Below are 14,002 nucleotides of genomic sequence, written 5' to 3'. Positions count from 1 at the left end.
CTGGGGCCCCTTTGGCAAACTTTTAGCTAGAGGACATCTAAAGATGGCAAAAGAAAAGTTTGAACGTTCCAAGCCCCACGTGAACGTGGGCACCATCGGTCACGTTGACCACGGTAAAACCACCCTGACCGCTGCTCTGACCCGCGTATGTGCGGAAGTTTGGGGCGGTGACGCTGTTGCTTTCGACGGTATCGACAATGCACCGGAAGAGCGTGAGCGCGGTATCACCATCGCTACTTCTCACGTTGAGTACGAGTCCCCGACTCGCCACTACGCGCACGTAGATTGCCCGGGACACGCCGACTACGTTAAGAACATGATCACCGGTGCTGCTCAGATGGACGGCGCTATCCTGGTATGTTCCGCAGCTGACGGCCCCATGCCTCAGACTCGTGAGCACATCCTGCTTTCCCGTCAGGTAGGTGTACCTTACATCGTTGTATTCCTGAACAAAGCGGACATGGTAGACGACGAAGAGCTGCTCGAGCTGGTGGAAATGGAAGTTCGCGAACTTCTGGACCAGTACGAGTTCCCAGGTGACGACACTCCGATCATCGTTGGTTCCGCTCTGATGGCCCTGAACGGCGAAGACGACAACGAAATGGGTACTACCGCTGTTAAGAAGCTGGTAGAGACCCTGGACGAGTACATCCCTGAGCCAGAGCGCGCTGTAGATCAGCCGTTCCTGATGCCGATCGAAGACGTATTCTCTATCTCTGGCCGTGGTACCGTTGTAACTGGTCGTGTAGAGCGCGGTGTGATCAACACTGGCGACGAGATCGAAATCGTTGGTATCAAAGAAACCACCACTACTACCTGTACTGGTGTTGAAATGTTCCGCAAGCTGCTCGACGAAGGTCGTGCTGGTGAGAACATCGGCGCACTGCTGCGCGGCACCAAGCGTGACGAAGTAGAGCGTGGTCAGGTACTGGCTAAGCCGGGCTCCATCACTCCGCACACCAAGTTCGAAGCGGAAGTGTATGTACTGTCCAAGGACGAAGGTGGTCGTCACACCCCGTTCTTCAAAGGCTACCGTCCTCAGTTCTACTTCCGTACTACCGACGTAACTGGTGCGGTAGAGCTGCCGGAAGGTACTGAAATGGTAATGCCGGGCGACAACATTCAAATGGTTGTTACCCTGATCGCTCCGATCGCCATGGAAGACGGCCTGCGCTTCGCTATCCGCGAAGGTGGTCGTACCGTAGGTGCGGGGGTTGTTGCCAAGATCATCGAGTAATAGTTACTCCTGATCTAAATAAAAAGCCGCAGCGGACGCGCTGCGGCTTTTTTTGTGCCCGATAATTGCCTACTTGCACCAGCTGGTGTTGTTTGGTGCTGCGAGCATCACCCCTCTCTGTTAGGGGCTCAATATTGAATCCTTTCCGGCATATCTGCGGCCGCTAATATTTGCTTTTAATCTAGCGAGCTTATGGCCAATCCCGGCTTAAATCACAGCTTCTGCTGCCCGCAAACAGCTTGGTGAATTGAGGGCCGCTCATCTCGACCAGCTCTTCGTGGTCACCGGCCTCAAAGTAAATGGTTTCACGGTGTCCAAGACTGGTGTCTAGCAGGGTGGTAATTCCGTAAGCCTGGCCTAGGGCGGGCAGGGCGCCCAGTTCACAGTCTGGGAATATGGCGCCGAGCTCGGTTTCCGAGACCATTTGCAGTGAGTTTCGCCCTGTCTCATTGTGAAGAGAGCGCATGTCGAGGCTGCTGCTGGCTGGGATCACAGCCATTACGTAACCCTCTATATCCTGAAGCAAAATCGCTTTTGCCACCTGATCCTCACGCACATGGGCGGCGCGGGCACTTTCCCGGCTGGTGCGAGTGTGTGGATGCTGAATCAGATGATAATCGACCGATTGGTCATTTAAATATTGACTCAGTGTTGCGGCGATAGTCATTGTGGATACCTCGTTCCGCTTGGGGTACTCAATTGTAGTTTCAGCAGATTGAAATTTGATCAGCCTGTACAGTTGACAGCCTGCTGCGCTCCCCGTAGAATTCGCGCTCCTTTTCGCCCGCCCTCGGGGCTGCGTAAGAGGACGTTCTTTAGTTAATAATTGGAGTTTGATTCCATGCAGGGTCAACGTATCCGTATTCGCCTGAAGGCCTTCGATCACAAGCTGATCGACGCGTCCACTCAGGAGATCGTAGAGACGGCTAAGCGCACTGGCGCACAAGTTCGCGGTCCTATCCCGCTGCCGACTCGCAAAGAGAAGTACACCGTACTGATTTCCCCGCACGTTAATAAAGACGCTCGCGATCAGTATGAGATCCGTACTCACAAGCGTTTGCTGGACATCGTTGAGCCTACCGAGAAAACCGTCGACGCGCTGATGAAGCTCGATCTGGCGGCCGGTGTTGAGGTCCAAATTAGTCTCGGCTAACACTTTTACTAACTACCGAATCCCGGACGAAAACGGTCCGGGTAGTGTAACGCTCTGAAATTGGGCGGCCGCAGTGGGTTAAAGCCCCGTGCACTGAGAGGTTAAAAAAGATGACTATAGGTATTGTCGGCCGCAAGAGCGGCATGACTCGCATCTTCACTGAAGATGGCGTATCCATTCCGGTAACCGTTGTTGAGGTTGCTCCGAATCGCGTCACCCAAGTGAAAACTCAGGAAACTGACGGTTACAGCGCTGTTCAAGTAGCAGTAGGCAGCCGCAAAGCTTCCCGTGTCTCCAAGCCCGCAGCGGGCCACTTCGCCAAAGCCAATGTAGAGGCTGGCACAAATCTTTTCGAACTGCGCACTGACGGTTCCGAAGAGACTTTCGAAATCGGTTCTGAAATTACTGTTTCCAGCTTCGAAGCTGGCCAGATGATCGACGTAACCGGCACTTCCAAAGGTAAAGGCTTCCAGGGCGGCGTTAAGCGTTGGAATTTCCGCACCCAGGACGCAACCCACGGTAACTCCCTGTCTCACCGCGCACCCGGTTCTATCGGTCAATGTCAGACTCCTGGCCGCGTATGGAAAGGCAAGAAGATGGCCGGACATATGGGTGCTGAGCGCGTAACCGTGCAAAACCTGGAAGTGGTTCGTGTCGATGCCGAACGCAACCTGCTGTTGGTTAAAGGCGCTGTACCCGGTGCACCCGGTGGCAACGTTATCGTTCGTCCGGCAGTTAAAGCCTAAGTCTGAGGGGAAATAGATATGGAACTGAATATCGCTACTCCCGAAGGCGCTAAAGGCACAGTAGCTGTCTCTGAAGTGACTTTCGGACGTGAGTTCAACCAAGATCTGGTGCACCAGGCAGTTGTGGCCTACATGGCCGGCGCTCGCCAGGGTACCAAGGCGCAGAAAAATCGTTCCGATGTTTCTGGTGGTGGTAAGAAGCCATGGCGCCAAAAAGGTACTGGCCGCGCACGTGCCGGTACTATCCGCAGCCCGCTGTGGCGTTCCGGTGGCGTAACCTTCGCCGCTGATCCGCGCGATCACAGCGTTAAGCTGAACAAAAAAATGTACCGCGCTGCACTGCGTTGCATTCTGTCTGAGCTGGCTCGTCAGGAGCGCCTGGTAGTGGTTGAGTCCTTTGATGTGGACGCACCCAAGACCAAGCAGCTGGTAAGCAAACTGGCTCAGTTTGACCTGTCCGATGCGCTGATCGTGACTGAAGAGGTTAGCGAAAACCTCTACCTGGCCGCACGCAACTTGCACAAGATCGACGTCCGCGATGTACAGGCGATCGATCCAGTAAGCCTGATTCGCTTTGATAAGGTCGTGGTTACCGTTTCTGCGCTCAAGAAAATTGAAGAGGTGCTGGGATGAACCAAGAGCGACTCTACAAAGTACTGCTGGGCCCGGTAATTTCCGAAAAAGCTGCTGGACTGGCGGATAGCGCCAATCAGGTAGTTTTCAAGGTTACCACCGACGCCGAAAAAGCTGAGATCAAGGCTGCGGTTGAGAAGCTGTTTAACGTTTCCGTTGAGCAGGTTCGCACCGTGAACGTAAAGGGCAAAACCAAGCGCACTCGCAATGGCATGGGCCAGCGCAGCGATTGGAAAAAAGCCTACGTTCGCCTGGCTGAGGGCAGCGACATCAATTTTGAAGCTGCTGAGTAAAGGGGACCGTTACAATGGCAATTGTAAAAACAAAACCGACCTCCGCCGGCCGTCGTCACCTGGTTAAGGTTGTTAACACCGACCTGCACAAGGGTGCTCCTTACGCTCCTCTGTTGGAGAGCAAGAGCAAAAGTGGTGGCCGTAACAACAATGGTCGTATCACTACCCGTCACATCGGTGGTGGCCACAAGCAGCACTACCGTGTAATCGACTTCAAGCGCAACAAAGACGGTATTCCGGCTAAAGTTGAGCGTCTGGAGTACGATCCCAACCGCAGCGCACACATCGCTCTGGTGTGTTACGCCGACGGTGAGCGTCGTTACATTATCGCACCGAAAGGCCTGAAAGCAGGTGCCACCATTCAGTCCGGCGATGCCGCACCGATTGTTGTGGGTAACACTCTGCCTCTGCGCAACGTTCCGGTAGGTTCTGTAATCCACGCGATCGAGCTGAAGCCAGGCAAAGGCGCTCAGCTGGCCCGTTCTGCTGGTGCCTCTGTGCAGCTGGTAGCTCGTGAAGGTCAGTATGCGACCATTCGTCTGCGTTCCGGCGAAATGCGCAAGGTTCTCGCTGAGTGCCGCGCAACCCTGGGTGAAGTGAGCAACTCCGAGCACAGCCTGCGCAAGCTGGGTAAAGCTGGTGCTGCACGCTGGCGTGGTGTTCGTCCTACCGTTCGCGGTGTGGCGATGAACCCGGTAGATCACCCGCACGGTGGTGGTGAAGGCCGTACCTCTGGTGGTCGTCATCCGGTTACTCCGTGGGGCGTTCCGACCAAGGGTAAGAAAACGCGCAAGAACAAGCGCACCGATAAGATGATAGTACGTCGTCGCGGCAAGTAAGCCGCGCGATGTCTGAGCAGCTAGAGAGGAATCGACAGTGCCACGCTCATTAAAGAAAGGTCCCTTTATTGATCTGCATTTGATCAAGAAGGTGGAGGCAGCGATTGCAGCAAACGATCGTCGGCCGATTAAAACCTGGTCCCGCCGTTCCATGATTATGCCGGAAATGGTTGGACTGACGATTGCCGTGCACAACGGTCGTCAACACGTGCCCGTTTTGGTTAACGAAGAAATGGTTGGCCATAAACTGGGCGAGTTCGCTGCTACCCGCACTTACCGCGGTCATGCTGCGGACAAGAAAGCGAAGAAGCGCTAAGCCGAGGTTATAAAGATGGAAGTAGCAGCAAAATTACGCGGCGCACGTCTATCGGCGCAAAAGGCGCGACTGGTAGCTGATCAGGTTCGCGGCAAAGGCGTTGAAGAGGCCCTGGATATACTGGCTTTCAGTACTAAAAAGGGTGCGGCGATCATTAAGAAAGTACTGGAGTCGGCCATTGCCAACGCTGAGCACAACGAAGGTGCTGACGTTGACGAGCTGAAGGTTTCCACAATTTTTGTGGACGAAGGTATGACCATGAAGCGCATTAAGCCGCGTGCTAAAGGTCGTGCTGATCGCATTCTTAAGCGTACTTGTCACATCACTGTGAAAGTGGCCGAGAAATAAGAGAGCAGGCGAGAAAACCATGGGACAAAAAGTACATCCTACCGGCATTCGTCTGGGTATCGTTAAAAAGCATACCTCTGTTTGGTATGCCGGCAGCGACGAGTACGCAGACAAGCTGTACACGGATCTGAAAGTTCGCGAATACATTCGCAAAAAACTGGCCCACGCTTCTGTGAGCCGTATTGAGATCGAACGTCCGGCAAACACTGCACGTGTGAAGATTCACACTGCACGTCCGGGCATCGTGATCGGTAAAAAAGGTGAAGACGTAGAACGTCTGCGCAAAGAAGTAAGCGCGCAGATGGGCGTACCTGTGCACATCGACATCGAAGAAGTGCGCAAGCCTGATATGGACGCGGCTCTGGTTGGCCAGAACGTTGCCCAGCAGCTGGAACGCCGTGTTATGTTCCGTCGCGCTATGAAGCGTGCCGTACAGAACGCTATGCGTCAGGGTGCCGAAGGTATCAAGATTCAAGTAAGTGGCCGTCTCGGCGGTGCAGAAATCGCGCGTACCGAATGGTATCGCGAAGGCCGTGTGCCCCTGCACACCCTGCGCGCCAACATCGACTACGCCAATGTTGAAGCGAAGACTACTTACGGCATCATCGGTATCAAGGTGTGGATCTTTAAAGGCGAGGTAATCGGTGACGAAGTGCCCGATGAGAAGCCGGTAAAGAGCCGCAAAAAAGCTGCTAAATAAGGGGTACGCAAATGCTGCAACCAAAGCGTACAAAATTCCGCAAGGTACAGAAGGGTCGCAACCGCGGTCTTGCTCAGCGCGGCTCTAAAGTGAGCTTTGGCGAGTTTGGCCTTAAGGCTACCGGTCGTGGTCGCATTACTGCGCGCCAGATCGAAGCGGCTCGTCGCGCAATGACTCGTCACATTAAACGTGGCGGTAAAATCTGGATTCGTGTGTTTCCAGACAAGCCCATTACCAATAAGCCCCTCGAAGTTCGAATGGGTAAAGGTAAAGGTGGCGTTGAATACTGGGTAGCTCAGATCCAGCCGGGCAAGGTCCTCTATGAGATGGAGGGTGTGTCCGAGGAGCTGGCTCGTGAGGCTTTCGCACTAGCTGCGGCCAAGCTGCCTGTAAAAACAACTTTCGTTAAGCGTTCGGTGATGTAATGAAGACTGCAGATCTACGCGAAAAGTCAGTTGAAGAGCTGAACCAGGAACTGCTGAACCAGCTCGAAGCTCAATTTAAGCTTCGTATGCAAAAATCCACCGGTCAACTGGCTCAGACTCATCTGCTGAAGCAGACTCGTCGCGACATTGCTCGCATAAAGACTGTGTTGACCGAGAAGGCAGGTAATTAATCATGGCTGAAGCAAAACTGAAGCGTACTCTGACCGGCAAGGTTGTGAGTGACAAGATGGATAAAACCATCACCGTTTTGATCGAGCGCCGTGTTAAGCACCCGATCTACGGCAAAATTGTAAACAAGTCCACAAAGCTCAAGGCACATGATGAGAACAATGATTGCAGCATCGGTGATGTTGTAACCATCGAGGAATCTCGTCCTCTGTCCAAGAGCAAATCTTGGGCTTTGCAGAAAATTGTAGAGCGTGCGGCGAAGGTATAACCCCTAGCGCATTGACTGCCGAATTGAAAGGTTTCGGAGAGAGACAATGATTCAAGCGGAATCCTACTTAGAAGTAGCTGACAACAGTGGGGCTCGCCGCGTCATGTGCATCAAGGTGCTGGGCGGCTCCCATCGTCGTTATGCCGGCGTGGGCGACATTATCAAGGTAACCGTTAAGGAAGCCATCCCCCGCGGTAAAGTGAAGAAAGGTCAGGTAATGAACGCCGTTGTGGTTCGCACCAAAAAAGGTGTGCGTCGCGCGGACGGTTCCCTGATTAAATTTGACGATAACGCAGCGGTGCTGCTGAACCAGCAACTGGCGCCGGTTGGCACCCGTATTTTTGGTCCGGTAACTCGCGAATTGCGCGGTGAGAAGTTCATGAAGATCATCTCCCTCGCTCCCGAAGTTATCTAGGCCTCGAGCGGAGAAGAGTTATGCGCAAGATCAAGCGTGACGACGAAGTGATCGTTATCGCCGGTCGTGACAAGGGCAAACGTGGTTCAGTACGTAAAGTACTGAACGACGGTCGTCTGATTGTCTCCGGCATACAGATGATCAAAAAGCACCAAAAGCCAAACCCACAGATGGGTATTGCAGGTGGCATCGTTGAGAAAGAAGCTGCTATCCAAGCTTCCAACGTAGCCATCTTCAACCCTAACACCCAGAAGGCTGACCGGGTGGGCTTTAAAGTACTGGAAGACGGCACTAAGATTCGCGTCTTCAAATCCAGCGGCGAAGCCATCTAAGGCTCTTGACGCAAAAGCAGGTTGGTAGATCATGGCAAAGCTTAAAGAGCTCTACACTAAGGACCTCGTGGCCAAGCTAAAAGAAGAGCTTGGTCTCGAGAATGTGATGGCAGTGCCGCGCATCACCAAGATCACCATCAACATGGGTGTTGGTGAAGCGATTGGTGATAAGAAGGTGCTGGAGCACGCTGTCAACGATATGACAGCAATTACTGGTCAAAAGCCCATCGTTACTAAAGCGCGCAAGTCTATTGCGGGCTTTAAGATTCGTGACGGTTGGCCGATCGGCTGTAAGGTAACTCTGCGCGGTGAGCGCATGTATGAGTTCCTGGAGCGTTTGGTTGACATCGCGATTCCGCGTATCCGCGACTTCCGTGGCATTAGCCCGAAGCAGTTCGACGGCCGCGGTAACTTCTCTATGGGCGTGACTGAGCAAATCATCTTCCCGGAAATTGACTACGACAAAGTAGACAAGCTCCGCGGTCTGGATATTTGTATTACCACTACAGCTGCAAACGACGATCAAGGTCGCGCGCTGCTGAAAGCGTTCAACTTCCCTTTCAAGGGTTAAGAGGATTCCATGGCGAAGAAATCCATGATTGCGCGCGAAAACAAGCGCGCTCGAACCGCAGCTAAGTACGCCGAGAAGCGTCAAGAGCTGAAGGCGATCATCGCCAGTTCCACTGCTTCCGAAGAGGAGCAGTGGGAGGCTCAACTCAAGCTGCAGAAAATGCCGCGCGATGCAAGCCCGGTACGTCAGCAACGCCGCTGTCGTATTACTGGTCGCCCCCACGCTGTATACCGCAAGTTCGGCCTGTGCCGTAACAAGCTTCGTGAAGCTGCGATGCGTGGTGATGTTCCTGGCCTCGTGAAGTCCAGCTGGTAATTACCAGCTGGTTTAAGGCAGATTTGAGGAGTCTCATAAGATGAGTATGCAAGATCCGTTGGCAGATATGCTGACTCGCATCCGCAATGCCCTGGCGCGCGGAAAGGCGGAAGTCACCCTGCCATCATCCAAACTGAAAGTAGCAGTGGCCAAAGTCCTGAAAGACGAAGGTTACGTTACTGATTTAAACGTAAGCGAAGGCGCTAAGCCGGAACTGACCATTGCTCTGAAATACTTCCAGGGCAAGCCGGTTATTGCCGAGCTCAATCGCGTTTCCCGTCCGGGCCTGCGCGCTTACACTGGTAAAAAAGCTCTGCCTACCGTACGTGGTGGCCTGGGTGTCGCGATCGTTTCCACCTCTAATGGTGTGATGACTGACCGCGCTGCACGTCAGGCTGGTATCGGTGGCGAAGTGCTTTGCACCGTATTCTAAGCGGGGGTTGCAATGTCTCGAGTAGCAAATAGTCCGGTAGTTATCCCCGCAGGTGTAACCGTAGACCTGAAAGGTCAAAATATCGCTGTTAAAGGCGGTAGCGGTAACCTGGATATGGTTATTCACGGTGATGTAGAAGTGAGCGAGGCTGAAAGCCAGCTGACTTTTGCCGCGCGCAATAACTCCAAGCAGGCCAGAGCCTTGGCGGGTACCACCCGTGCTTTGGTCAATAACATGGTGATAGGCGTAAGCAAGGGCTTCGAGAAGAAGCTGCAGTTGCTGGGTGTTGGTTATCGTGCGAAAGCAGCCGGTAAAGCGGTTAACCTGACCCTGGGCTTCTCCCATCCGATCGATTATCAGTTGCCGGAAGGTGTGACTGCGGAAACTCCATCCCAGACTGAAATCGTACTGAAGAGCAGCAATAAACAGCTGCTGGGCCAAGTGGCCGCTGAGATCCGCTCGTTCCGTCCGCCGGAGCCCTACAAAGGTAAGGGTGTCCGTTATGCCGACGAGCGCGTGTATCGCAAAGAGGCCAAGAAGAAGTAAGTAGGGCATAGATATGAACGTTAAGAAAGCATCTCGCTTGCGTCGTGCACGTCGTGCCCGCGCCAAGATCCGTGAGCTGGGCGCCGTTCGCCTCACCGTGAACCGCACCCCGCGCCACATTTACGCACAGATCCTGTCTGCCGAAGGCAGCGCGGTATTGGCTTCCGCCTCTACCCTGGACAAGGACCTGCGCTCTGGTAAAACTGGCAACGCTGACGCTGCTGCCGCAGTTGGCAAACTGATCGCTGAGCGCGCGAAAGCCGCTGGCGTTGAACAAGTTGCCTTCGATCGTAGCGGCTTCAGATACCATGGCCGTGTTAAGGCTCTGGCTGACGCTGCCCGCGAAGCCGGTCTGAAATTCTAAGGGTTGAGTTATGGCTAGAGAGAAAGACAAAAGCAACGACGAAGGCCTGCAGGAGAAGCTGGTCCAGGTCAACCGCGTTGCCAAGACTGTTAAAGGTGGTCGTATCTTCGCCTTTACCGCACTGACCGTAGTTGGTGATGGCAATGGCCGTGTTGGCTTTGGTCGCGGCAAGGCACGTGAAGTGCCTGTAGCGATTCAAAAGGCGATGGAATCTGCACGCCGCAACATGATCCAGGTAGACCTGAATGGTGACACCATCCAGTACGCTACCAATGGTCGCCACGGCGGTTCCAAGATTTACATGCAGCCCGCTTCCCAGGGTACCGGTGTAATTGCCGGCGGTGCTATGCGCTCCGTTCTGGAAATGGCTGGTGTACACAACGTATTGGCTAAGTGTTACGGCTCCACCAACCCGGTGAACGTAGTACGTGCAACTTTCAAAGCTCTGGAGCAAATGCAGAGCCCGGAAGATGTAGCTGCCAAGCGCGGTAAATCTGTCGAAGAGATTCTGGGCTAATTACAGCTCGGATTTAAGGTTATTGGTGGGTTAAGACCATGGCTAAGAAGACCATAAAAGTGACCCAGACCAAAAGCATCAACGGACGCCTGAAAAGTCATCAGGCGTGCGTTGCGGGTCTGGGCCTGCGCCGCATCGGCCACACAGTGGAAGTGGAGGATACTCCCTCCGTGCGCGGTATGATCAACAAAGTAAACTACCTGGTTAAGGTTGAGGGGGAATAACATGCGTTTGAACGACTTGTCTCCAGCACCAGGCCACAAGCACAGCGCCAAGCGCGTTGGTCGCGGTATTGGTAGCGGAATTGGTAAGACCGGTGGCCGCGGCCACAAAGGTCAGAAAGCGCGTTCCGGCGGCAGTGTTCGTCCGGGCTTCGAAGGCGGTCAGATGCCTTTGCAGAAGCGTCTTCCTAAGTACGGTTTCACCGCTCGTGTTTCTCGCTTTACCGCAGAAGTACGTCTGGCTGAGCTGGCGAAGGTAGAAAATGACGTAATCGATTTGGCAGCGCTTAAGAATGCCGATATCATCGGCAGCCATATTAAACGCGCCAAAGTGTTCCTCTCAGGTGAGCTGACCAAAGCTGTTACCGTTAAGGGTCTGGGAGTTACCAAAGGTGCAAAGGCAGCGATTGAAGCTGCTGGCGGTAAAATAGAAGACTAATCGAGGCGCCAATGGCACGACCAGGATCCGGTGGAAATCCCCTGGGCAACAGCAAGGGATTGGGCGAGCTTTGGGCTCGCCTTCGTTTTCTGTTTCTAGCGATTCTTGTTTATCGACTGGGGACACATATTCCGGTGCCCGGCATTGATCCGGAAAAGCTGTCAAACCTGTTTAACCAGAACCAGGGAACCATCCTTGGCCTGTTTAACATGTTTTCAGGCGGCGCCCTGGAAAGGATGAGTATTCTGGCGCTGGGCATCATGCCCTACATCTCCGCGTCCATCATCATGCAGTTGATGAGCGCGGTGACTCCCTCTCTGGAAGCGTTGAAGAAGGAAGGGGAGGCCGGAAGACGTAAGATCAACCAGTACACCCGCTATCTGACGGTAATACTGGCCCTGATTCAGGGGATCGGTATGACTTTCGGCCTGGCAGGGCAGAACCTGGCTTACTCATCTGAGCCCGCGTTTGGTTTTTACTTTGTGGCGGTAACGTCACTGGTGACTGGTGCTGTATTTATGATGTGGCTCGGTGAGCAGATCACTGAGCGCGGTGTTGGCAACGGCATTTCCATGCTGATTTTTGCCGGTATCGTCGCCGGTTTACCCGGTGCCATCGGCCAGGCATTTGAACAGGCGAGACAGGGTGAGCTGCACATACTCATGCTGTTGATGATTGGCGTCATCGCTCTTGCTGTAGTGTTCTTTGTGGTTGTTATGGAACGCGGCCAGCGCCGCATTACGATCAATCACGCCAGGCGCCAAGCGGGACGTTACTCTGCAGCTCCAGCTGCACAGGCGAGCCACTTGCCGCTGAAGGTAAACATGGCCGGTGTAATTCCGGTAATCTTTGCCAGCAGTATCCTGTTGTTCCCGGCCACACTGGCACAGTGGTTTGGTCAGGGCGGGGAAGGTCTCGGTGCAGAGATCCTGCAGTGGATGGCGTTGCAGCTTGGACCAGGGCAACCGCTGAACATTATTCTGTTCGCACTGTTGATTGGTTTCTTCTGTTTCTTCTACACGGCGTTGATGTTCAACCCGAATGAAGTTGCGGATAACCTGAAAAAGTCCGGTGCTTATGTGCCAGGTATTCGCCCTGGAGAGCAGACGGCCCGCTATATCGATAGCGTGCTGACTCGCCTCACTCTGGTGGGTGCTGTATACATCGCACTGGTATCCCTGCTGCCGCAGTTCCTGGTGGTTGGGTTTAACGTTCCCTTCTATCTGGGGGGTACCTCACTGCTGATCGTTGTAGTCGTAGTGATGGACTTTATGGCACAGGTACAATCGCATCTGCTGTCGCACCAGTACGAGGGTTTGATGAAAAAATCTAACCTGCAAAGCTACGGTCGTCGCTAGGGCGTCGCCTGCTCGCAGTTTGATTGAATTGAGGTAAGGTCATGAAAGTACGCGCTTCTGTAAAAAAGATCTGCCGTAACTGCAAAATCGTGCGTCGCAAGGGTGTTCTGCGGGTAATCTGCAGCGCTGAGCCACGTCACAAGCAGCGTCAAGGCTAAGAAGGGGCCAGCCCCTTGCGGAGAGCGCCCACAGGGCGCCTCTGTAAAAGCTGGAAAAATTCGCTACTCGATACAGCCCCGTATCGAATGGCAACACCCCGGGAAGATTTTTGGGGTGGGAAGTTAGCAACAGCAAACTTCCAACTGGGGGCGTTGACTGTCGTCTTCATCCGCTTCGGGGGACCGATGCGGACGTTGGCTATTGCAAATTAGTGTCTGAAAAGCTATTCTTGCGCGCCTTTTTGGTGGCGCCGCCGGTTTTTTAGTCGCTGTCAGCGCCGAAATCAAAGTAGAGTCACATACTTAATATAAAGCAGTGACTCCAATACGTGGAGTACGCCTCTATGGCACGTATTGCTGGTGTCAATGTACCAGACCACAAGCACGCCGTAATCTCCCTGACCCACATTTATGGGGTTGGTCGCACTACGGCTAAGTCTATTTTGGCAGCGGTTGGTATCGCTGAATCCACCAAAATCCGCGAACTGTCTGAAGAGCAGATCGAAACCATCCGTGGTGAAGTTGCAAAACTGACCGTGGAAGGCGACCTGCGCCGTGAAATATCCATGAACATCAAGCGTTTGATGGATCTGGGTTGTTATCGCGGTCTGCGTCACCGTCGCAGCTTGCCGCTGCGTGGTCAGCGCACCAAGACCAATGCTCGCACCCGTAAGGGTCCGCGCAAGCCGATTCGCAAGTAAGCCTTAACTAAAAGGCGCGAAATCGCGGTTCAAGATGCCCCGTCCGGCTAATCGCCGAGGGGATTTGATACAGGATTTAGGATACTGGTATGGCTAAGCCAAAAACTACTGTTCGCAAAAAGGTCAAAAAGACCGTTGTCGACGGTATTGCCCACATCCACGCATCGTTCAACAACACGATCGTGACGATCACTGATCGCCAGGGTAATACCCTCAGCTGGGCCACCGCAGGTGGATCTGGCTTCCGTGGCTCGCGTAAGAGCACCCCGTTTGCAGCCCAGGTTGCCGCTGAGCGCGCAGGTACTGCAGCTCAGGAATACGGCCTGAAAAACCTCGACGTAGAAGTTAAGGGCCCTGGCCCCGGTCGCGAATCTGCCGTTCGTGCACTGAACAACTGCGGCTACAAGATCACCAACATCACCGACGTGACGCCTATCCCGCATAACGGATGTCGTCCACCTAAAAAGCGTCGCGTGTAAGAGGGG

27 protein-coding genes are annotated in these 14,002 nt (G+C 53.8%); 26 read left to right on the top strand and 1 reads right to left on the bottom strand.

Features of this window, described 5'->3' with window-relative positions; translation table 11 throughout:
* Nucleotides 1–43 precede the first annotated feature (43 nt).
* Nucleotides 44–1,237, top strand: coding sequence for an elongation factor Tu (gene tuf, locus ACJJIR_RS19125; protein WP_108731642.1), 1,194 nt, complete (start codon nt 44–46; stop codon nt 1,235–1,237).
* A gap of 190 nt (nt 1,238–1,427) precedes the next feature.
* On the opposite strand, the gene ACJJIR_RS19120 is transcribed toward tuf, so the two are convergent.
* Entirely contained in the window at nt 1,428–1,904 is a 477-nt protein-coding gene (locus tag ACJJIR_RS19120; RefSeq protein WP_282934399.1) for an aminoacyl-tRNA deacylase, read from the bottom strand.
* Nucleotides 1,905–2,078: 174 nt separating this feature from the next.
* On the opposite strand from ACJJIR_RS19120, the gene rpsJ reads away from it, so the two are divergent.
* From rpsJ to rpsK, 25 genes are all read left to right on the top strand, one after another.
* Complete coding sequence (gene rpsJ, locus ACJJIR_RS19115; protein ID WP_010133849.1) at nt 2,079–2,390, top strand: 30S ribosomal protein S10; 312 nt, start codon at nt 2,079–2,081, stop codon at nt 2,388–2,390.
* A 110-nt stretch (nt 2,391–2,500) separates the two neighbouring features.
* Nucleotides 2,501–3,136 carry a 50S ribosomal protein L3 gene (gene rplC / locus ACJJIR_RS19110; protein ID WP_108731654.1) on the top strand — a complete coding sequence of 212 codons (636 nt, stop codon included), beginning with the start codon at nt 2,501–2,503 and terminating at the stop codon, nt 3,134–3,136.
* An 18-nt stretch (nt 3,137–3,154) separates the two neighbouring features.
* The gene (rplD, locus tag ACJJIR_RS19105) at nt 3,155–3,769 is read left to right on the top strand and encodes a 50S ribosomal protein L4 (protein ID WP_020411385.1); all 615 of its coding nucleotides are present in this window, start codon (nt 3,155–3,157) and stop codon (nt 3,767–3,769) included.
* Complete coding sequence (gene rplW / locus ACJJIR_RS19100) at nt 3,766–4,062, top strand: 50S ribosomal protein L23 (protein ID WP_282934398.1); 297 nt, start codon at nt 3,766–3,768, stop codon at nt 4,060–4,062. Before rplD ends, rplW begins: the two co-directional genes overlap by 4 nt.
* A gap of 14 nt (nt 4,063–4,076) precedes the next feature.
* Nucleotides 4,077–4,901: a 50S ribosomal protein L2 gene (gene rplB / locus ACJJIR_RS19095; protein WP_108731657.1), complete on the top strand. Its 825-nt coding sequence runs from the start codon at nt 4,077–4,079 to the stop codon at nt 4,899–4,901.
* A gap of 37 nt (nt 4,902–4,938) precedes the next feature.
* Complete coding sequence (gene rpsS / locus ACJJIR_RS19090) at nt 4,939–5,217, top strand: 30S ribosomal protein S19 (RefSeq protein ID WP_069946924.1); 279 nt, start codon at nt 4,939–4,941, stop codon at nt 5,215–5,217.
* A 15-nt stretch (nt 5,218–5,232) separates the two neighbouring features.
* Nucleotides 5,233–5,565: a 50S ribosomal protein L22 gene (gene rplV / locus ACJJIR_RS19085; protein WP_282934397.1), complete on the top strand. Its 333-nt coding sequence runs from the start codon at nt 5,233–5,235 to the stop codon at nt 5,563–5,565.
* Between the two features lie 19 nt (nt 5,566–5,584).
* Nucleotides 5,585–6,265: a 30S ribosomal protein S3 gene (gene rpsC, locus ACJJIR_RS19080; RefSeq protein WP_282934396.1), complete on the top strand. Its 681-nt coding sequence runs from the start codon at nt 5,585–5,587 to the stop codon at nt 6,263–6,265.
* Nucleotides 6,266–6,276: 11 nt separating this feature from the next.
* Nucleotides 6,277–6,690, top strand: a complete 414-nt coding sequence (gene rplP / locus ACJJIR_RS19075; protein ID WP_282934395.1) for a 50S ribosomal protein L16 — start codon at nt 6,277–6,279, stop codon at nt 6,688–6,690.
* Complete coding sequence (gene rpmC, locus ACJJIR_RS19070; RefSeq protein WP_020411392.1) at nt 6,690–6,881, top strand: 50S ribosomal protein L29; 192 nt, start codon at nt 6,690–6,692, stop codon at nt 6,879–6,881. The genes rplP and rpmC overlap by 1 nt, the downstream gene beginning before the upstream one ends.
* A gap of 2 nt (nt 6,882–6,883) precedes the next feature.
* Entirely contained in the window at nt 6,884–7,147 is a 264-nt protein-coding gene (gene rpsQ / locus ACJJIR_RS19065; RefSeq protein ID WP_108731660.1) for a 30S ribosomal protein S17, read from the top strand.
* 46 nt (nt 7,148–7,193) lie between these two features.
* On the top strand, nt 7,194–7,562 hold the full coding sequence (gene rplN / locus ACJJIR_RS19060; protein WP_067151032.1) for a 50S ribosomal protein L14: 369 nt from the start codon (nt 7,194–7,196) through the stop codon (nt 7,560–7,562).
* Nucleotides 7,563–7,582: 20 nt separating this feature from the next.
* Entirely contained in the window at nt 7,583–7,894 is a 312-nt protein-coding gene (rplX, locus tag ACJJIR_RS19055; RefSeq protein WP_108731661.1) for a 50S ribosomal protein L24, read from the top strand.
* A 31-nt stretch (nt 7,895–7,925) separates the two neighbouring features.
* Nucleotides 7,926–8,465, top strand: coding sequence for a 50S ribosomal protein L5 (rplE, locus tag ACJJIR_RS19050; RefSeq protein WP_020411396.1), 540 nt, complete (start codon nt 7,926–7,928; stop codon nt 8,463–8,465).
* Nucleotides 8,466–8,474: 9 nt separating this feature from the next.
* Entirely contained in the window at nt 8,475–8,780 is a 306-nt protein-coding gene (rpsN, locus tag ACJJIR_RS19045; protein WP_020411397.1) for a 30S ribosomal protein S14, read from the top strand.
* A 40-nt stretch (nt 8,781–8,820) separates the two neighbouring features.
* Nucleotides 8,821–9,213: a 30S ribosomal protein S8 gene (gene rpsH, locus ACJJIR_RS19040; RefSeq protein ID WP_282934394.1), complete on the top strand. Its 393-nt coding sequence runs from the start codon at nt 8,821–8,823 to the stop codon at nt 9,211–9,213.
* Between the two features lie 12 nt (nt 9,214–9,225).
* Nucleotides 9,226–9,759 (top strand): 50S ribosomal protein L6, encoded by a 534-nt coding sequence (gene rplF / locus ACJJIR_RS19035; protein ID WP_282934393.1) that lies wholly within the window; start codon nt 9,226–9,228, stop codon nt 9,757–9,759.
* 13 nt (nt 9,760–9,772) lie between these two features.
* Nucleotides 9,773–10,123: a 50S ribosomal protein L18 gene (gene rplR, locus ACJJIR_RS19030; protein ID WP_282934392.1), complete on the top strand. Its 351-nt coding sequence runs from the start codon at nt 9,773–9,775 to the stop codon at nt 10,121–10,123.
* A gap of 10 nt (nt 10,124–10,133) precedes the next feature.
* Nucleotides 10,134–10,640: a 30S ribosomal protein S5 gene (rpsE, locus tag ACJJIR_RS19025; protein WP_282934391.1), complete on the top strand. Its 507-nt coding sequence runs from the start codon at nt 10,134–10,136 to the stop codon at nt 10,638–10,640.
* 38 nt (nt 10,641–10,678) lie between these two features.
* The gene (gene rpmD / locus ACJJIR_RS19020; protein ID WP_020411402.1) at nt 10,679–10,864 is read left to right on the top strand and encodes a 50S ribosomal protein L30; all 186 of its coding nucleotides are present in this window, start codon (nt 10,679–10,681) and stop codon (nt 10,862–10,864) included.
* Between the two features lies 1 nt (nt 10,865).
* Complete coding sequence (gene rplO, locus ACJJIR_RS19015) at nt 10,866–11,300, top strand: 50S ribosomal protein L15 (RefSeq protein WP_282934390.1); 435 nt, start codon at nt 10,866–10,868, stop codon at nt 11,298–11,300.
* Nucleotides 11,301–11,311: 11 nt separating this feature from the next.
* Nucleotides 11,312–12,658, top strand: coding sequence for a preprotein translocase subunit SecY (gene secY / locus ACJJIR_RS19010; RefSeq protein WP_282934389.1), 1,347 nt, complete (start codon nt 11,312–11,314; stop codon nt 12,656–12,658).
* A 41-nt stretch (nt 12,659–12,699) separates the two neighbouring features.
* Nucleotides 12,700–12,816 (top strand): 50S ribosomal protein L36, encoded by a 117-nt coding sequence (gene rpmJ, locus ACJJIR_RS19005; RefSeq protein WP_010133825.1) that lies wholly within the window; start codon nt 12,700–12,702, stop codon nt 12,814–12,816.
* Between the two features lie 344 nt (nt 12,817–13,160).
* Nucleotides 13,161–13,517, top strand: a complete 357-nt coding sequence (gene rpsM / locus ACJJIR_RS19000; RefSeq protein WP_282934388.1) for a 30S ribosomal protein S13 — start codon at nt 13,161–13,163, stop codon at nt 13,515–13,517.
* A gap of 89 nt (nt 13,518–13,606) precedes the next feature.
* Entirely contained in the window at nt 13,607–13,996 is a 390-nt protein-coding gene (gene rpsK, locus ACJJIR_RS18995; protein WP_020411406.1) for a 30S ribosomal protein S11, read from the top strand.
* Nucleotides 13,997–14,002: the final 6 nt, after the last annotated feature.

Source organism: Microbulbifer maximicatervae (SeqCode) (assembly GCF_052467385.1).
This window is presented reverse-complemented; position numbering and strand designations above follow the sequence as displayed.